Origin of the sequence: Microbispora sp. ATCC PTA-5024, from assembly GCF_000511135.2 — a bacterium.
In the GTDB taxonomy this organism is placed as follows: domain Bacteria; phylum Actinomycetota; class Actinomycetes; order Streptosporangiales; family Streptosporangiaceae; genus Microbispora; species Microbispora corallina.
This window is the reverse complement of the sequence record NZ_KI866525.1, coordinates 16,408-33,407: the sequence shown is the minus strand read 5'-3', so window position 1 is coordinate 33,407 and position 17,000 is coordinate 16,408. Positions and strand designations below refer to the sequence as shown.

Sequence of the window (17,000 nt, the reverse complement as noted above, 5' to 3'; positions counted from 1 at the left end):
TCACCCCTCGTCGCGGGGCACGAGGCCGGAGACCTCGGCACGCCTGGCCGTACGCCGGTCTCATGCAGGGTGGCCGGGCCCGTTCGACCTGGCGATGGCCGCGAGTCGTGCGAACTGTTCCCCCATGCCGCGCGTCCCGCTCAGCGGCGCCCGGGCGTGCGGCCAGATCGCCCGGGCCAGGGTCACGTGTCGCGCGCCGCCGAGGAGCACGACAGGGTCGAGGCGGGCGAGTCCACGCCGCCCCGCCTGATCCAGCAGTAGCCCGGCCGTGACGGCGTCGGCTGTGCCGTGCGGGGTGTCGTACGGCTCGATGACGTCGTCCGGATCGAGCAGCCCGTAGCGGGCGGACAGGATGATCAACCGGTCCGGCCGTAGCGCCTCGGCCGCCTTCCGGCATGCGCGGTGATAGGAGCCGATGTACATGTCGGCCGCCCGGGCGGCGTGATCGAGTTTCCGGCTGCCGCACGGGATCACGACCAGTTCGGGACGGACAAGGCCACGGTGGTCGCTCATCGTCACGCCGGCCGTCCCAGCTCGGCGTCTCCGCGCGCATCAGGCCGTCCACGGTGGGTCACGTCGCCTCCTGGAGTCGAACTCTGGGCCGCTGACCCGCGGCCGACGGGTACAACGGGGCGGCGGGCGGCGTCGATGGCGGGTGGTCCGGACCCGGGACCCTCGGATCCGGACACGCGAGCCCGCCGGAGAGCGGCGGACGGCCCCGGTGCGGACCGGCTCGGGGGAGCGGCTCGGGCGGTCGCGTCGGGCGATGTCCTGATGTGCCGCAGTTGTGGCGCGCTGAACTGGGGTTTTGGGCACCGATGCCGCCCTAGGCTCGAAGAGCCCGCCGCGACCGTCCGGGCGCCGTCGATCCGGCTGCCGTGCCCGCGACGACGGCGGGTCGGCCGCGTCGCGCGACTGCCCGGCACCAGGAACACTTCTGCCCCACGTACATGACGTGTGGGAGTTCCACGCGTCCCCCCGACCGGTGCGGAACCCCAGGCCTGCCAGGGAGAGGAGAGACCACGCATGACCCTGCTGGACGATGTCAACGAGCCATCCGACCTGCGGCGCCTGAGCCATGCGCAACTGGCCGCCCTCGCCAGGGAGATCCGCGCCTTCCTCGTCCGGCATGTCGCGAAGACCGGAGGGCACCTCGGGCCCAACCTGGGAGTGGTCGAGCTGACCTTGGCGCTGCACCGGAGCTTCGACTCCCCACGCGACGCCCTGCTCTGGGACGTCGGCCACCAGGCGTACGTCCACAAGATCGTTACTGGTCGTGCCCGCCGGTTCACCGAGCTGCGGCGCCGTGGCGGCCTGTCCGGTTACCCCAGCCGCGCGGAGTCCCCGCACGATCACATCGAGCACTCACACGCGTCGGCTGCGCTTTCCTACGCGGACGGCATGGCGAAGGCTCGCGAGCTGTCCGGGGAGACGGACCGGCGCGTCGTGGCCGTCGTGGGTGACGGCGCCCTGACGGGCGGCCTGGCCTGGGAGGCCCTCAACAGCATCGCGGCGGCGCCCCACCGCCCCGTGGTGATCGTCGTGAACGACAACGGACGCTCATACGCCCCCACCGTGGGAGGTCTCGCCCGGCACCTGGCCATGCTCCGTTCGGGCGGCGAGCGCCTCCCGGACGAGGGCGAGCAGGAACCCGGCGGCGCGGGTGCGACAGGCCGGACCGTCCGGGTGCTCTTCGAGGATCTCGGCCTCACGTATCTGGGCCCGGTCGACGGGCACGACATCGCAGCCCTGGAGGAAGCGCTGGAGCGCGCCAAGGCATGCGAGGCCCCCGTCGTCGTCCACTGCGTGACGCGGAAGGGCCTCGGCTACCGGCCGGCCGAGGAGGACGACGAGGACCACCTCCACGGTGTCGGGGTGATCGACCCGCTCACCGGCCGGCCACCGCGCCCGGGCGGGCTCAGCTGGTCGGCGGCCTTCGGGGACGAGATGGTCTCGCTCGCCGCCGAGCGCCGGGACCTCGTCGCCATCACCGCCGCCATGCCGGGATCGGTGGGGCTGACGAGGTTCGCCGAGGCGTACCCGGCACGGTGCTTCGACGTCGGGATCGCCGAGCAGCACGCGGTGGCGTCGGCCGCCGGGCTTGCGATGGCGGGTCTGCATCCGGTGGTCGCGCTCTACGGCACCTTTCTCAACCGGGCCCTCGACCAGGTGCTGATGGACCTCGCGTTGCACCGGCTGGGTGCCACCCTCGTCGTGGACCGGGCGGGGGTCACCGGAGACGACGGCCCGAGCCACAACGGGCTTTGGGATCTCGCCCTGCTCCAGCCGGTTCCGGGTCTGCGCATCGCGGCCCCACGCGATCTGCCGACGCTCCGCGAGGAGTTGCGCGAGGCGATCGCCGTGACCGGCGCGCCCACCGCCGTCCGATTCCCGCGAGGCGCCGTCGGAGCGGACATCCCCGCCCTCCGCCGCACCGGCGGCGTCGACGTGTTGCGCGAGTCGCACGACGGAGTCCTGGTGATCGCCGTGGGAGCGATGGCCCAGGCGGCCCTGGACGCGTCGCGGCGGTGCGCCCCGCACGGCGTCGAGACCACGGTGGTCGACCCGCGGTGGGTCAAGCCGCTGCCCGTGGAGCTGATCCGGCTGGTCACCCGGCACCGCGCGGTGGTCACTGTCGAGGACGGCCTGCGCACCGGGGGCGTCGGCTCGTCGCTCGTTCAGTCGCTGCACGACGCCGGAGTCCGCGCCCACGTCCAGGTGCTGGGCGTGTCCGAGGGCTTCCCCGGCCAGGGCACTCGCGCGGAGATCCTGGCCGAGGCCGGTCTCGCCGCGGAGTCCGTCGCCGAGGCCGTCATCGCCGCCGCAGCGGCGACACTGTGACGCGAGCCGGGGCGCGGCAGGGAACCAGAGGCCGGTCAGGCGGCTGGGGGAGGGGTCACGCCACCACGACGCCGCTGCGCCCGGCGGTCTCGGGCACGGCGGCCCTGTCCACGCCGGCGGTGCGGAAGCTCGCTCTGACGATGCCCGGGGTGACCCCCAGATTCCGCGCGAACGCCCTGCGCATCGACTCGGGGGAGCCGAAGCCGGTGCGGCGGGCGATCACGTCCATCGGATCGTCGCAGGTCTCCAGCATCGCCTGCGCCGCTTCGAGCCGGACCTGTTCGACGTAGCGGGCCGGAGTCGTCCCCACCTCGTCGGAGAAGAGCCGGCTGATGTGGCGGGCGCTGACACCGGCTCTGCGGGCCATGGCGGCCAGCGTGTGGTCGGCATCGGGATTCTCGACGACGGCGTCGAGCACCCGCCGGAGCATCTCCTGCCGGGTGTGCGGGGCACGCGCGCGGACACTGAGCTGGGACTGTCCTCCGGGCCGTTGCATGAAGACGACCATGTCCCTGGCCACCGCACGGGCCACCTCGGCTCCGTAGTGGTCCTCGACGAGCGCCAGGGAGAGATCGATGCCGGCGCTGGCCCCGGCCGACGTCAACATCCTGCCGTCCTGGACGAAGATCGCGTCCGGGTCCACCTGGACGCCGGGGAAGCGCAGCGCGAGTTGCCGCGCGTGCCGCCAGTGGGTCGCCGCGCGACGGCCGTCAAGAAGGCCGGCGGCCGCCAGCAGGAACGCGCCCGTGCACAGGGAGGCCGTGAACCGGGCGCTCCCGTCCAGTCTCCGCACGGCCTCCAGCAACGCGTCGTCCCTGATCGGCCTGTCCCACTCGGGTCCGCCGGGGACGACCAGGATGTCACCGGCCTGCCGCAGGTCGCCGACGGACAGATCGGCGCTGAGACGGGTCCCCGACGACGTCGTCACGTCCGCCCCGTCGACGGACACCGTCCGCACCCGATAACGACCGCCGAACTCGTTCGCCGACGCGAACACGTCGAGCGGCCCGGTCACGCCCAGCAGCCGGACCCCCGGATAGATGAGGAACGTCACCGTGAGCGGCCCTGTTCCGGCTGGTCTGTGACTCACTCGCTCCCTCCGGGCCGTGCTCTGCGAACCCCCCGATGCTATCCGTAGTGAGTTCGCATTCCAAACCAACTAGGATGACGGCATGGACGACGCCGGGCCTCGCGCCTGCCCCATCGCCGGGACCCTCGACCTCGTGGGCGAGCGGTGGTCGCTCCTCGTGCTGCGCGAGGTGTTCCTGGGCGTCCGCCGGTTCGCCGACATCCGTGCCAACACCGGCGCGCCCAGAGACGTCCTCACCAAACGGCTGCGGTCCCTGGAGTCGGCCGGGATCCTGGAGCGCCGCCCGTACCAGGACCGGCCCCCGCGCTTCGAGTACAACCTGACGCACGCGGGGCGGGATCTCGAGCCGGTGCTGATCGGGCTGCGGGAGTGGGGCCTCCGGCATCTGGCGGACCCGCCGCCGACTCCGCGGTTCCGGCACACCTGCGGCGCCGACGTCGAGACACGCGTCGTCTGCGCGGCCTGCGGCGAACCTCTGGAGGGATCCGGCCTCGTCACGGTCCACGAGGAGGCGGGTATCGCGACCGGGTGACACCGGCGGACGGAACGACGGCGTCGTATTTACAATACAGTACAGAGCTGTATTGTAATCCGCGTGGTGGAGACGGAGCCGGACCGGCCGCCGGGGCGTCCGCGCAGCGCGGACATCGACGCGGCGATCCTCGCGGCGGCCGTGGACCTGCTGATCGAGCGCGGAGTCGACGCCGTCACGATCGAGCAGGTCGCCCGCCGCGCCGGTGTGACCCGGGCCACCGTGTACCGGCGGTTCCCGGACAAGATCCGGCTGCTCGTCGCCGCCATCGCCGCGGGCCAGGACGCCTCACCTCCGCCGCCGGAGCCGGTCGACATCGAGGAGATGCTCGCCGCCTGGGCGCACCACCTGGCCCGGCCCCGGCTGCGGCAGCTCACCCGCCGCCTGATGACCTCGCTCCACGACCACCCGGCCCTGCGGGAGGCGTACTGGAACGCCGGCATCCGGCGGCGGGAGGAGGCGATCCGCGCCAGCCTGGAGGACGCACGTGATCGCGGGAGGTTTCCCCCCTCCGCCGACCTCGGCGTCATCCAGACGATCCTCACCGGCGCGGTCGCCACGCACCTCACCACACAGCCCGACACCGCCGGCGAGGGCGAGATCCTCGACTTCCTGCTGGCCGTGCTCCGGCAGACCGGCTACCGCGACGGCGGGTGACCGGCGTCACCACTGGGAGGACCGGATGGACAAGATCCCCGTCACCTTCACCGGAGTGCGCGTCACCGCGCTCCTGGAGCTCTACCTGCGCTGGCTCGACAGCCGGGACCGCAACCCGATCCTCGGCGACGAGACGGCGCAGCAGGCGATCGACCGGCTCGACTTCGACTTCGACCAGTTCAGGCCGCTCCGCGTGGGACGCTTCGCGGTCGGGGTGCGCTCCAGGACGATCGACGACTGGATCCAGGCATTCCTCGCCCGCACGCCGGACGCGGTCGTCCTGGACATCGGCAGCGGGTTCGACAGCCGCGTCCGGCGCGTCCGCCCGGGGGACGGCCACCGTTGGTACGACGTGGACTTCCCCGACATCGTCGAGATCGCCGGCCGCCTGTACGGCCCCTGGCCGGGCCACACCTACGTCGGCGCGTCGGTCACCGAGCCCGGCTGGCTCGACGCGATCCCGGGGGACCGGCCCGCGATCGTGGTCGCCGACGGTCTCCTGAACTTCCTCCCCGAGCACGACGTGCGGCACGTCCTCTCCGGGATCGTCGAGCACTTCCCGAGCGGTGAGATCGCCTTCAACATCACCTCGCCCGTGGTGCGAAAGCAGCGGGAGAGACGGCCGGTCCCTCTTTTCGCGAAGTTCGGGATCGTCGAACAGTGGTTTCCCGGCGACCCGCGCGACGTCGAACGGTTCCATCCCCGGCTCCGCCTCGCGGAGGTCGGCAGCCTCGGCGACGCCACCCTGCTCAGGCGCTCCCCGCTGTACTACCGGCTGCTGACGGTCCTGATCGGCCTGGTCCCGGCCTGGCGGAACGCCGGATGGATACCGCGCTACCGCTTCTGACGCGGGCTCGGCGAGCAGTAGCACGAGACCGGGGCCGGCCTTTCCGTGTCCCAGGCGGGATCGGCCCCGAGCTGGGTGTACAGCTCCAGCTGGTCGAAATAGAGGCGGTGGGCGGTGATCAGGCCGTTCTCCACGGTGAACACCCAGCACAGGCTGACGCTCACGGGCCGGCCGGACGGCTCCAGGATCCGGCCTCCCGCGACCAGGAAGGACCCGGTGTGCGTGCCGTTGAACATCCCCTCGAGCGCCACCCGATCCCCTGTGACTATCCGGTCCCACACGGTGATCAACAGATCGGGGAGCCCGGTCCAGACATGGGCGTGGTAGCACTCGATCTGGTCGCGGCCTTCGGCCTGCATCTCCGGCCCCACCATGGTGGCGTCGGGGCTGTAGCAGCGAACGCAGGCATTCAAGTCGTGTGCGTTCACCGTCTCTATCAGGCGGTCGACGACATCGAGCATCGAGAATGCCCCCTTCTGTGCTTTCGGGGGGATGAGGCATAGGTTATGTCGTGCCGTCCGCTGCGCGCACCATGCCCTGACCTGGCGGAACGCACGGTTTCGAGGACTCGGGTCGCCTCTGCCGACGAGCTTATGCGCTGCCGTTCCGACATGGAAACCGGCGGGCCCATCCGGTGCCGTACGTACGGCTGTTCGAGCGTGCCGGCGCGCCCGTTCAGTGATCGGACAACGCCAGCCGCAGGCCGAAGCCGACGAGAACCACGCCCGTCATCCGGTCGGTCCAGCGGTGGACCCGCTCGCCCGAGAGCCGGCGCCGGGCCACGGTCGTCCCGAAGATCAGTACGGTGAACCACGCGAGGCCCTCGACGTTGTGCACGAGCGCGAGCAGCAGCCCCATCAGCAGGTGCGGCGAGCCCTTCGGGATGAACTGCGGCAGCATGGCCACATAGAACACGCCCACCTTCGGGTTCAGGAGGTTGGTCGCGACACCCCTCATCCAGGCCCGGTACGCGCCCCCGGAGGCGGCCGTGACCGCCGGACCCGGCTCGGCGGCGCCCCCGGACAGCGACCGCCGTACCAGCGTGACACCGAACCACACCAGGTAGGCCGCCCCGGCGTAGCGGAGCACGGTGTACGCGACCTGGGACGCCGTCAGAAGCGCTGTCACCCCGAGCGCGGCCCCCGCACCCCAGAGCAGGACGCCCGTGTTGATGCCGAGCGCCGTCGCGAAGGCGTGCCTGCGTCCCCTCGTCATGGCGGACCTCAGCACAAGGGCCGTGTCGAGCCCCGGAATGATCGTCAGCATGCCTGCCACGAAGGCGAAGGAAACAAGCGCTGAAACGGGAGTCATGCGGCAATCCTGCCGGAAGGGGACCCTGACGAATGTCATGGATCAACGAGGCGTGATCGCACTGCCCCGGCGCCGGTGCCCGCGATCACGATGGTGGGCATGACAGACGAACGGCACGTCCCCGTATCCGGCGCCGACCCCGCCCACCCCGGCAGCCTCAAGGCGTTCACGACCATCCGGCTGCTCACCGGGGGGTACCTCGCGCTCAGCGCGCTGACCCTGATGGTCATCGCCCTGCGGCACGACGACGCGACCATGGTCAACTCCGCCGTGTGGGTCCGCGGCGTCATCGTGACGGTCAGCGCGGCGTTCACGTACGCCTTCGCGGTCCGCGCGGCGCGTGGCTCCCGTGGCGCGTACCGCAGGCTGCGCGTCATCGCCGCGGTCATGGTGGTCGCGATCGTGGTGATCATCGCGCTGCCCGGCACGTTCCCGGTGTGGATGAAGCTGGAACAGGCGGTCTGCGGGCTGTTGCTGCTCGGCGTGGTCGCGACGGCCTTCGGGCGGCGCCTGCGGTCGGTGTTCGCCGGCGCGTGAGCCCCGCCACCCGCACACCCGAGAACGCCGTCTACCATGCCGTGGTCGGCACCGCCGGCCGGGCACGGCGGACGGCGGAGGAAACCAGGTGACAGACATGCCGGACCGCGATCCGCAGCGATGGGCCCAGGGCTGGCGGCGCGTCTTCCTCGCGGCCGGAATGCTGGTCTTCCCGGCCGTGGCCGCCTCCGGTGTGGCCGAATACGCGGACGGCGTCACGGCGATCGCCGGGTACGCCATCGTGGCCGTCTTCTGCGTCGCGTACGTGCTGACCGGCCTGGCCTTCGCGCGGAACCGGCCGGTCAGGGTGTGGACGCTGCTCGGGCTCATGACCGTGCTCTTCGCGGCCGCGTTGCCCATCGCCCGTGACTTCGCCTTCTATCTGGGCGTCGTCGTCGTCTCCCTGGCCGCGATGATACGGCGCCGACACCTGGTGCCGATCATCGCGGGCGGAGCCCTCGCGGCGCTCGTGGTGCCCTGGGCGGTGCGTCCCTGGCATCTCGGGTTCGGCTGGACCCAGGCGGTCATGATCATTTTTACCGGCCTGACGGTGGTCGGCTTCTCCGAGATCGCCACCAGTAACCGTGCCCTGCTGGAGGCCCGCGCCGAGGTCGCCCGGCTGGCCTCGGAGGCCGAACGGGCCCGCATCTCGCGCGACCTGCACGACCTGCTGGGGCACTCGCTGACCGTCATCACCGTCAAGAGCGGTCTGGCCCGCCGGCTCGCCGCGAGCGGATCGCCCCGCGCCGTCGAGGAGATCGCCGCCGTCGAGGGCCTGGCCCGTCAGGCGCTCACGGACGTACGGGCCGCCGTGTCGGGCTACAGCGAGGTGACCCTCGCCGGTGAGCTCGCCCGCGGCCGGGAACTGCTGCGCGCGGCGGGCGTCGTGGCCGACCTGCCCACGGCCGCCGACCTGGTCGAGCCCGCCCACCAGGAGCTGTTCGGCTGGGTCGTGCGGGAGGGGATCACCAACGTGGTGCGCCACGCGCGGGCCACCCGGTGCACGGTGACCCTCTCCCCGTTCCGTGTGGAGATCCGCGACGACGGGACCGGCGCCGCCGCGCCCAACGGCAACGGCCTCAGCGGGCTGCGCGAGCGGGTCGCCGCCGCCGGAGGGACCGTGCAGGCCGGGCCGGCCGGCCCCCGTGGCTGGCGGTTGCGCGTCACCCTCGGCCCGTACGAACCGGCGGCCCCTTCGGCGTCTTCGGCGTCTTCGGCGACGACAGGAGACGAGCCCGTATGACCATCCGACTGCTGCTCGCCGACGACCAGGACCTGATCCGCGCGGCCCTGTCCGCGCTGCTCGACCTGGAGGACGACTTCGAGGTCGTGGCCTCGGTCAGCCGGGGCGACCAGGTCGTCGACGCGGCCCGCGTCCACCGGCCCGACGTGGCCCTGCTCGACATCGAGATGCCCGGCCTCGACGGGCTCGCCGCGGCCGCGGTGCTCACCGCGCAGGTACCGCACTGCCGAGTGATCATCCTGACCACCTTCGGCCGCGCCGGCTACCTCCGCCGGGCGATGACCGCGGGCGCCGTCGGCTTCGTCGTCAAGGACGCTCCGCCCGAGGCCCTGGCGGACGCCGTTCGCCGGGTCATGCGCGGCGAACGCGTCGTGGACCCCGTGCTCGCGGCGGCGACCCTCGCCGCCGGCGACTCCCCGCTGACCGGACGGGAGCGCGACGTGCTGAACGCGGCCCGCTCCGGCGCCACCGTCGCCGAGATCGCCGCCAAGCTGTACCTGTCCGAGGGCACCGTGCGGAACTACCTGTCGGCGGCGATCGCCAAGACCGGCGCGCAGAACCGGATGGGCGCGGTACGCGTCGCCGACGACCGCGGCTGGCTGTAGACACCCGTCGCAGCGTGGGCGGGGCCGTCCAGCGGCAACGGCTCGGTGAAGCGGGGAGTCGGTCAGTCTCCTGCCGTGCAGTCAGGCTGTGAGACGGTCTCGAGCTCAGTGCGCCGGCCTTCAGCGGATCAGGGCGGCGAAGAAGTCTTGCGTCTTCGGATCGAGGGAGTAGATCGCGGTGCCGATCATCCCCCGGGTGAGCAGCACCTTGTAGGTGTTGCGGATCAGCCGGTCGGCCTGTTCAGCGGTGACGGACTTCTTCTTCAGGGCCGGGTCCCGGCTGGCCGAGGGCATCGTCACCAGCCGGCCGTCACGATAGACGAGGTCGGGGCCGAAGATGACGCCGTTCCAGTCGTACTCGAAGCCTTGGGCGGTATACACGCAACCGACCTGTTCGAAGCCGCCGGGCATGGTGGCCCAGAGCGCGCTGGGAGGGGCGGTGCCGACGGCGCGGTCGTCTTTGACGTTCCACGGCTTGGACCAGTCGTCGATCTGGACGTCGGCGACGAGAGCGTCGCCGTCCGGGTTGCTCCAGCGCCAGCAGTAGCCCGCGGTCATCCGGGCCGAGTAGCCCTCGTTCAGTCTGCCGCGCAGCAGGGCTTCGAGTTCGTACGGCGACTCGGCCAAAGTGACCTCGAAGTGGTCGTCGCCGGTCCAGGGCTGCGGGTCGCCGCCGTCCAGGCCGAGCAGACGAATCACCCACTCCTCGTACTCGCGGCTGCCGCCGCAGCGGAACTGAGCGTCCAGATCCACCTGGTGGACGGCCAGACCGAGGGATTGCGCATGGGCCCTGATCTCGGCGACGGTGCCGGTCTCGCCGGGCCGCACCACCTGGTGCTCGTCCAGAAGGAACACGGGCACGCGGGCGGCGGCGACCAGCTCGTCGAGCTGGGACCGCCCGCTGCGCTGCGCGGCCCTGGTGAAGCGGTTGGCCGAGGTCTCCCGGATGCGGTGCGCCTCGTCGCAGATCAGCACGTCGAGGTCATTGGGTGTGGCGGTCATGAAGTTGTTGAAATATTTGAACATCGCCTTCGTGCGTGCCGACCCCTTCGCCACGTGCCGTCGCATGGTCTCGGTGAACGACCGCGAGCCCGTGGCGTGATGCGTGGCGTAGCCGCGCCCGGCCAGTTCGCCGAGCAGGGACAGGGCGATGACGCTCTTGCCCGACCCGGGGCCGCCGGTGACCACTACGACTTCCTTGGAGTTGGCCGCGCGAGCCTTCTCCACCGCGTGCAGCACCAACTCGTATGCCAGGCGCTGCTGGTCCAGCAGGACGAACTGGTCGCGGTTCCTGATCTCGGCCGCGGCGACCTTGAGCAATTGTTTGGACGGCCGGATGGCCGACGCCGACAGCCGGTCGGCGGAGCCGGCGCCGGACTCGGGAGCGAACTGGGCCTTGAGGTAATCGACGAACCTGCCGCGGCGGCTCTGGCTGAACAGGCGGGTCCGCTCGTCCTCCACGTGATCGTAGAGATCGTGGATGTCCAGGTCGTTCGCGTTATGCAGGTAGGCGACGCCGCGGACGGCATCAGGGCGATGCTCCAGGGCGCCGACGAAGTCGGCCAGGTAATCGCAGTAGCCCCGCACCTGGAGCACGGGATGGAGCTTGGGCCGGTCGCCCATGCCCCCGACGAGGACCAGATCGGGGTCGTCCTCGTACAGCTCTGCCTGGCTCCACTGTTTGAGCTCCACGATCACGTACGCGTCGGCGCCGCTCTGCCGGTCCACGCCGGCCAGGATCACGTCGGCGCGCTTGCTGGTCAGCGGCAACTGGTACTCGACGAGCATCTCGACGCCCCCGAGCCCGGCGTCGACGAGGTCGCGGGCGAGAACAGGCAGGCTGCGGTCCCACGACTTCCGCTCGCTCCTGCCGGGATTGATGCCCTGAGTGAACTGGAGCTGTTCGGCGATCACCTCGCTGAGCACCCTCTCCGGCACGGACGCGAGCTGAAGCAGACCTTCCGCGGAATGCCGGACAACCGCCACGGACCTACCCCCAGGCAGCACGAGAGACTCGTGCGGTATGGGGGCGTGTCCGCTCTCACAGGAGGTGCGGAAGCCCGTCGGGCCGCATCACCGATACGCCCGAAAGATTACAAGATTCACGCTCGTAGATCATGGCGAAGCGCGCATCCCGATGGCCGGCTGACGTCGGCTGCTCGTCGCACCAGGGCGGGCACGCCGACCGAGGGCAGCTCTTTCGTGGCGATAGCTCGCGCGTGGCAGTGACTGCGCGTGCCGGGGCGGTCAGGTGAGCGGGACGGTGGTCGACTCGCGGACCACCAGCCGGCAGGGGTGGGCGTGGCGGCCGGGGGAGGGGGAGCCGTTGATGGCGGCGAGGAGCATCTCGGCCGCCGAACGGCCGAGCCCCTCGAGGTCCAGGTCGATGCTGGTGAGCGGCGGCTGGCAGGCCTCGGTCATGACGTCCCAGTTGTCGAACCCGATGAGGGCGACGTCCTGGGGGACCCGCCGGCCGGCGGCCCGCAGCGCGTCGCAGACGCCCCGGGCGATCTGGTCGCTGCCGCAGAAGACGGCGTCGAACTCGGTCCGGCCGGCCAGGAGGATGCCGACGGCCTGACGGCCCCACACCTCGCTCCATCCGCCGAACAGCGGCGCAGCGACCAGGGAGAGCCCGTCTTCGCCGAGCCGCTCCGTCGCCGCGGCCGCGCGGACCCGGGCGGAGTTGTGGTGCTCGGGCCCCGTGATGTGGGCGATCCGGGTGCGGCCGACGGCCAGGAGATGCTCCACCGCCTTGCGGGCGCCGCCCGCCTCGTCCGGGACCACCGAGCAGTCCTGCGGGTCGGCGGAGCTGATGAAGGCGTAGACCACGGGCACGGGCAGGTTCGCGCTGATGGGCGCCCGTGCCTCGGTCCGCCGGCCGGTCACGATCATGCCGTCGACCCGGCGGCTGAGGAGGGTCCTGACGTAGTACTGCTCGCGGATGGGATCGTCGCGCCCGTCGCAGAGGAAGACCGACATCTCCCCGGCGCCCAGCGCGTCCTCCGCGCCCATCAGCACGGGGATGCTGAACCGCCCTATCGTGTCGGTGGTGATCATGCCGACCGTGTAGGTGCGGCCCGAGTGCAGGCTCCGGGCGCCCGCGTTGGCCTCGAAACCGAGCTGCCGGGCCGCCTCCCGCACCCGTACCCGGGTCTCCTCCCGCAGCGATCCGCGCCCGTTGAGCGCCTTGGAGGCCGTGCCCACCGACACCCCGGCCAGCGCCGCGACGTCGGAGATCGTGGCATGACGCTCCAGCTTTCCCACGTTTCCTCCACTTTCCTAGAGTCGGTTGCCGTGCGGGCCCACTCTACAGGTCGTGTGTACGCCCGGGAATCGCCGTAACAACGCGGACACAAGCTATTGACCGGTCCGGAACGGCTTGGATACCGTGACGGCAATCGTTTTCCTAGTTTCCTACCGCGGGTGACACGCATCCCTCGAATCACCCGAGCGGTCCGCCGTTCCCCGTTCCACGAAAGATGAGGCATGACCGAGCAGAAGTTGTCAGACACGTCTGCCGCTCCCGGCGTCCGGCCGATCGGGACGCCGGTCCCGTCCGGCCCGCACGGCTCCGCCGGGCCGGTCGCTCCGGGCCCCGGCGCCGTCGCCGCGCTGCGGCCGCTGGGCGTGGGCCAGGCCCGTCTCGACGCGGACGGCCTGCTGGGGCGGTGGCGGCGGCGCAACGCCGAGGACACGTTGCCGCACTGCGTGGACAACCTGCACCGCGCCGGGAACATCGGCAACCTCCGGGCCGCCGCGGGCGAGTCGGACGAGGCGTTCGCCGGCATGTGGTTCGCCGACTCCGACGTCCACAAGACCCTGGAGGCCGCGGCCTGGGAGCTGAGCGTCTCATCGGGCGACGGGGCGCTGCGGTCGTTCGTGGAGGACACGGCGGCGCTGCTCGCCCGCGCCCAGCAGGCGGACGGCTATCTCAACTCCTACTTCACCGTGGCCGCGCCGGACGAGCGGTGGCGCAGGCCCGACTGGAGCCACGAGCTGTACTGCGCGGGTCACCTGATCCAGGCGGCGGTCGCCGCGGCCCGCACCGGGGTGGGCCCGGAGCTCGTGGCCGTCGCCCGGCGGTTCGCCGACCTGCTGGTGGAGCGGTTCGGCCCGGACGGGGTGGAGGAGGTCTGCGGGCATCCGGAGATCGAGACCGCGCTCGCCGAGCTGTACCGGCTGACCGGTCACCGTCCGTATCTGGACCTGGCGCGCCGGTTCCTCGACCTGCGGGGACGGGGGCTGCTCGGGCCCGGGCGGTTCGGGCCCGCCTACTACCAGGACCACCTGCCCGTACGGGAGGCCCGTGAGGTCACCGGCCACGCCGTACGCCAGCTCTACCTGCTGGCCGGCATGGTCGACGTGGCGGTGGAGACGGGCGAGCCCCAGTTGCTGGAGGCGGCCGAGCGACTGTGGGAGGACGCCGTCCACCGGCGCACCTACGTGACCGGCGCGCACGGCTCGCGCCACCGGGACGAGGCGTACGGCGACCCCTACGAACTCCCGCCCGACCGGGCCTACGCCGAGACCTGCGCGGCGATCGCGAGCGTCCACGTGAACTGGAGGCTGCTGCTGGCGACCGGCAGGGCCCGCTACGCCGACGAGATGGAGCGGGCGCTGTACAACGGCGTCGCCGCCGCCGTCTCGTCCGACGGCAGGCACTTCTTCTACTCCAACCCCCTGCAGGTGCGCACCGGCCACACCGGCTCGGGGGAGGAGGCGGCGGCGCGGCGGCTGCCCTGGTACTCCTGCGCCTGCTGCCCGCCCAACATCGCCCGGCTGATGGCCTCGCTGCACGGCTACCTGGCCACCGCCCACGACGACGGCCTGCAGATCCACCTGTACGCCTCGGGCAGCGTCAGCGCCGAGGTCGCGGGCTCCGCCGTACAGGTGGACGTGCGCACCGAATACCCCTGGCAGGGCCGGGTCGAGCTGACCGTCGCCTCCGGACCGGGCGTTCCCTGGACGCTCGCGCTGCGGGTGCCGGCGTGGTGCGACGCCTACACGGTCCGGATCGACGGCGGACCGGTCATGGCCCCCGCCCGGGACGGCTACATCCGGCTCACCCGGGCCTGGGCGCCGGGCACGACGGTGGTTCTCGACCTGGAGATGCCGGTCCGGCAGGTGAGCGCGCATCCGCGGGTGGACGCGGTGCGGGGCTGCGTCGCCCTGGCCCGGGGACCGCTCGTGTACTGCCTGGAGCAGGCCGACCTGCCGCCGGGCACGGTGCTGGAGGACGTGCGGCTGGACCCCGCCGCCGAGGTGACGGCGGCCGGCCGGGAGGACCTGCCGGGCAGCCCGGTCGTCCTCACCGCGCGCGGCTCGCTCGCCGACGCCGGCGACTCGCTGTACACCGCCGGGATCAGGCGGGAGCGCGGCGGCGCCCCGCTCACGTTCACGGCGGTGCCGTACTTCCTGTGGGGCAACCGGAGCGAGGGCCCGATGCGGGTCTGGATCCCGGTCGCCGCCACAGGATGACCAAGGCGGGCCGGCCCCGCCAGGCCCGGCCCGCCCGCATGGGGACCGTCCACGGCGTCAGCCGGCTCGGGGAGGAACGGTCCCGCTCCACCTCCTGCTCTCCCCCCACCTGAGCACAGAAAGAGCGAGGTCGTTCATGCGCAGACCCCGATCCCCGTCCAGACGCGCGGCAGGGCTGACGGCGCTGCTGGGCGCGGCCCTCGGCGTCCCCGCGGCGCCTGCCGAGGCGGCCGGCGCCACCCTCACGGTGAACGTCGCCCAGCCCTTCCGGCCCGTCGCCCACGTCGCCGCCGGCGGCCTGTACGGCCTGGCGGAGAACAACCGGCCGGCCGACTCCGCCCTCCTGCCGCTGAAGCTCAACTCGCTGACGCAGCCCGCGCCGGGCGTGGGGCAGCGGCCCAACGGCCAGCCGCCGGGAGGCGACTCCCTGCTCGTGGCTCCGCAGGCCACCCGGGCCGGCGCCGGGGAGTTCATCCGGATGCCGGACATCTACCCCGACTTCCCGTACAAGTGGGTGAGCTGGGACGACTGGCTGGCCAAGGTGAACACCATGGTCCGGGCCAGGCTCAACGCGACCTCGGTGACCAATGTCCTGGGCTGGGAGCTGTGGAACGAGCCCGACGGGACGTGGAACACCTCCGCGGCCGGGCCGTTCAACGACGGGTGGACGCGCACCTACCGGGCCGTGCGGGCGCTGGACACCACGACGCCGATCGTCGGCCCGAGCATCTCCTACTACAACCACTCCTGGTTGTCGTCGTTCCTGAGCAGCGCCAAGGCCGCGGGCACACTGCCCGACGTCGTCTGCTGGCACGAACTGGGCGGCGACCCCAGCGGCATCGCCGCGCACGTCGCCGACTACCGCTCGCTGGAGTCCTCGCTCGGCATCAGCCCGCGCCGCATCGCGATCAACGAGTACGCCGCGACGAGCGAGGTGGACGTCCCCGGCCGGATCGCCAGTTACGTGGCGAAGTTCGAGCGGACCGGCGTCGAGATGGCGCACCGGGCGTTCTGGTACGAATACGGCACACTGAACGGGCTGGTGGTCAACAACAGCCAGCCCACCGGCACCTGGTGGCTGTACAAGTGGTACGGCGACATGGCCGGCCGGATGGTGACCACCACCCCGGCCACCCAGACCGGGCTGGACGGCTTCGCCTCCTACGACTCCACCCGCAAGGTCGTCGACGTCGTCTTCGGCAACGAGTCGGGCACCAACACGATCCGGGTGACCGGCCTCGGCGCCCTGGGCTCCTCGGTCCGGGTGACCCTGCAGTCGACGCCCGCGAGTGGCCGGTTCACCGCCGTGACCGCGCCCACGACCATCTCCACCAGCACGTACACCGTGAGCAACGGGCAGATCAGCGTGTCGGTGCCGAACATGTCGGCGACGAGCGCCTACAACCTGGTGATCCAGCCCGTCAGCGGCGTGCCGTCCTACCCGCAGCGGTACGAGGCTGAGAACGCGTCCGTCTTCCGCGCGCAGCGGTTGACGAGCTCCAGTGCGTCGGAGGCCGGGTACGTCGGCCGCATCGACAACAACACGGGCAACCACGGCCTGGACAGCTACGTCGACTTCGTGGTGAACGTCCCCACCTCCAGGACGTACACCATGACCATCGGATACGCCAACGCCACCGGGGCGACCGCCACCCAGGGGCTCGCGTACAACGGCGGAGCATGGACGACCGTCGGCTACCCGCCCACCGCCGCCTGGGGCCAGTTCGGCGCCACAGTCGGCACGACCGTCAATCTCCAGGCCGGCTACAACGTGATCCGCCTGGCCAAGGGGTCCCCCTCCTTCGCCGGCGGCACCGGCTACGCCGAACTGGACTACATCCAGCTGACCTGATGCGCCC

15 protein-coding genes are annotated in these 17,000 nt (G+C 71.8%); 9 read left to right on the top strand and 6 right to left on the bottom strand.

All coding sequences use genetic code 11. The features are described 5' to 3' along the window. Positions 1-60: 60 nt before the first annotated feature. Positions 61-513 carry a DUF6884 domain-containing protein gene (locus MPTA5024_RS26195; RefSeq protein WP_157099735.1) on the bottom strand — a complete coding sequence of 151 codons (453 nt, stop codon included), beginning with the start codon at positions 511-513 and terminating at the stop codon, positions 61-63. Between the two features lie 513 nt (positions 514-1,026). Between MPTA5024_RS26195 and MPTA5024_RS26190 the strand changes: the two genes are divergently transcribed. Further along, a complete protein-coding gene (locus MPTA5024_RS26190) occupies positions 1,027-2,841 on the top strand; it encodes a 1-deoxy-D-xylulose-5-phosphate synthase (protein ID WP_051458694.1) in 1,815 nt (604 codons plus the stop codon). A 55-nt stretch (positions 2,842-2,896) separates the two neighbouring features. Here the strand turns inward: MPTA5024_RS26190 and MPTA5024_RS26185 are convergent, their stop codons facing one another. Then, on the bottom strand, positions 2,897-3,931 hold the full coding sequence (locus MPTA5024_RS26185) for a GlxA family transcriptional regulator (RefSeq protein WP_051458693.1): 1,035 nt from the start codon (positions 3,929-3,931) through the stop codon (positions 2,897-2,899). Positions 3,932-4,013: 82 nt separating this feature from the next. On the opposite strand from MPTA5024_RS26185, the gene MPTA5024_RS26180 reads away from it, so the two are divergent. The 3 genes from MPTA5024_RS26180 (at position 4,014) to MPTA5024_RS26170 (ending at position 5,967) form a co-directional block, all read left to right on the top strand. Next, positions 4,014-4,463: a winged helix-turn-helix transcriptional regulator gene (locus MPTA5024_RS26180; RefSeq protein ID WP_036329601.1), complete on the top strand. Its 450-nt coding sequence runs from the start codon at positions 4,014-4,016 to the stop codon at positions 4,461-4,463. A gap of 63 nt (positions 4,464-4,526) precedes the next feature. Further along, positions 4,527-5,120 (top strand): TetR/AcrR family transcriptional regulator, encoded by a 594-nt coding sequence (locus MPTA5024_RS26175; RefSeq protein ID WP_036329599.1) that lies wholly within the window; start codon positions 4,527-4,529, stop codon positions 5,118-5,120. 25 nt (positions 5,121-5,145) lie between these two features. After that, the gene (locus tag MPTA5024_RS26170; RefSeq protein WP_051458692.1) at positions 5,146-5,967 is read left to right on the top strand and encodes a class I SAM-dependent methyltransferase; all 822 of its coding nucleotides are present in this window, start codon (positions 5,146-5,148) and stop codon (positions 5,965-5,967) included. On the opposite strand, the gene MPTA5024_RS26165 is transcribed toward MPTA5024_RS26170, so the two are convergent. Both MPTA5024_RS26165 and MPTA5024_RS26160 read right to left on the bottom strand, forming a co-directional pair. After that, complete coding sequence (locus MPTA5024_RS26165) at positions 5,955-6,428, bottom strand: ester cyclase (RefSeq protein ID WP_051458691.1); 474 nt, start codon at positions 6,426-6,428, stop codon at positions 5,955-5,957. The genes MPTA5024_RS26170 and MPTA5024_RS26165 overlap by 13 nt on opposite strands. A 214-nt stretch (positions 6,429-6,642) precedes the next feature. Beyond that, the gene (locus tag MPTA5024_RS26160; RefSeq protein WP_036329597.1) at positions 6,643-7,278 is read right to left on the bottom strand and encodes a LysE family translocator; all 636 of its coding nucleotides are present in this window, start codon (positions 7,276-7,278) and stop codon (positions 6,643-6,645) included. Between the two features lie 99 nt (positions 7,279-7,377). Here MPTA5024_RS26160 and MPTA5024_RS26155 point away from each other — a divergent pair, with 99 nt between their 5' ends. The 3 genes from MPTA5024_RS26155 to MPTA5024_RS26145 all read left to right on the top strand — a co-directional run bounded on the left by MPTA5024_RS26155 (position 7,378) and on the right by MPTA5024_RS26145 (position 9,663). Beyond that, a complete protein-coding gene (locus MPTA5024_RS26155; protein WP_157099733.1) occupies positions 7,378-7,815 on the top strand; it encodes a hypothetical protein in 438 nt (145 codons plus the stop codon). A gap of 97 nt (positions 7,816-7,912) precedes the next feature. Further along, positions 7,913-9,058 carry a sensor histidine kinase gene (locus MPTA5024_RS26150; RefSeq protein ID WP_036329595.1) on the top strand — a complete coding sequence of 382 codons (1,146 nt, stop codon included), beginning with the start codon at positions 7,913-7,915 and terminating at the stop codon, positions 9,056-9,058. Next, positions 9,055-9,663 (top strand): response regulator transcription factor, encoded by a 609-nt coding sequence (locus MPTA5024_RS26145; protein WP_036329593.1) that lies wholly within the window; start codon positions 9,055-9,057, stop codon positions 9,661-9,663. Before MPTA5024_RS26150 ends, MPTA5024_RS26145 begins: the two co-directional genes overlap by 4 nt. 120 nt (positions 9,664-9,783) lie before the next feature. Here the strand turns inward: MPTA5024_RS26145 and MPTA5024_RS26140 are convergent, their stop codons facing one another. Both MPTA5024_RS26140 and MPTA5024_RS26135 read right to left on the bottom strand, forming a co-directional pair. Beyond that, positions 9,784-11,601 carry a DUF2075 domain-containing protein gene (locus MPTA5024_RS26140; protein WP_232326648.1) on the bottom strand — a complete coding sequence of 606 codons (1,818 nt, stop codon included), beginning with the start codon at positions 11,599-11,601 and terminating at the stop codon, positions 9,784-9,786. A gap of 309 nt (positions 11,602-11,910) precedes the next feature. Beyond that, positions 11,911-12,927: a LacI family DNA-binding transcriptional regulator gene (locus tag MPTA5024_RS26135; RefSeq protein ID WP_051458690.1), complete on the bottom strand. Its 1,017-nt coding sequence runs from the start codon at positions 12,925-12,927 to the stop codon at positions 11,911-11,913. A gap of 222 nt (positions 12,928-13,149) precedes the next feature. Here MPTA5024_RS26135 and MPTA5024_RS26130 point away from each other — a divergent pair, with 222 nt between their 5' ends. Both MPTA5024_RS26130 and MPTA5024_RS26125 read left to right on the top strand, forming a co-directional pair. Next, entirely contained in the window at positions 13,150-15,141 is a 1,992-nt protein-coding gene (locus MPTA5024_RS26130; protein WP_084370025.1) for a glycoside hydrolase family 127 protein, read from the top strand. Positions 15,142-15,277: 136 nt separating this feature from the next. Next, a complete protein-coding gene (locus MPTA5024_RS26125) occupies positions 15,278-16,993 on the top strand; it encodes a CBM35 domain-containing protein (RefSeq protein ID WP_051458689.1) in 1,716 nt (571 codons plus the stop codon). Positions 16,994-17,000 lie beyond the last annotated feature (7 nt).

Excerpts from the sequence above, each read along its gene's own strand:
- MPTA5024_RS26130 (WP_084370025.1), top strand. The coding sequence starts at position 13,150 with ATGACCGAGCAGAAGTTGTCAGACACGTCTGCCGCTCCCGGCGTCCGG.
- MPTA5024_RS26155 (WP_157099733.1), top strand. The coding sequence starts at position 7,378 with ATGACAGACGAACGGCACGTCCCCGTATCCGGCGCCGACCCCGCCCAC.
- MPTA5024_RS26160 (WP_036329597.1), bottom strand. The coding sequence starts at position 7,278 with ATGACTCCCGTTTCAGCGCTTGTTTCCTTCGCCTTCGTGGCAGGCATG.
- MPTA5024_RS26125 (WP_051458689.1), top strand. The coding sequence starts at position 15,278 with ATGCGCAGACCCCGATCCCCGTCCAGACGCGCGGCAGGGCTGACGGCG.
- MPTA5024_RS26145 (WP_036329593.1), top strand. The coding sequence starts at position 9,055 with ATGACCATCCGACTGCTGCTCGCCGACGACCAGGACCTGATCCGCGCG.
- MPTA5024_RS26190 (WP_051458694.1), top strand. The coding sequence starts at position 1,027 with ATGACCCTGCTGGACGATGTCAACGAGCCATCCGACCTGCGGCGCCTG.
- MPTA5024_RS26180 (WP_036329601.1), top strand. The coding sequence starts at position 4,014 with ATGGACGACGCCGGGCCTCGCGCCTGCCCCATCGCCGGGACCCTCGAC.
- MPTA5024_RS26165 (WP_051458691.1), bottom strand. The coding sequence starts at position 6,428 with ATGCTCGATGTCGTCGACCGCCTGATAGAGACGGTGAACGCACACGAC.
- MPTA5024_RS26170 (WP_051458692.1), top strand. The coding sequence starts at position 5,146 with ATGGACAAGATCCCCGTCACCTTCACCGGAGTGCGCGTCACCGCGCTC.
- MPTA5024_RS26150 (WP_036329595.1), top strand. The coding sequence starts at position 7,913 with ATGCCGGACCGCGATCCGCAGCGATGGGCCCAGGGCTGGCGGCGCGTC.
- MPTA5024_RS26195 (WP_157099735.1), bottom strand. The coding sequence starts at position 513 with ATGAGCGACCACCGTGGCCTTGTCCGTCCCGAACTGGTCGTGATCCCG.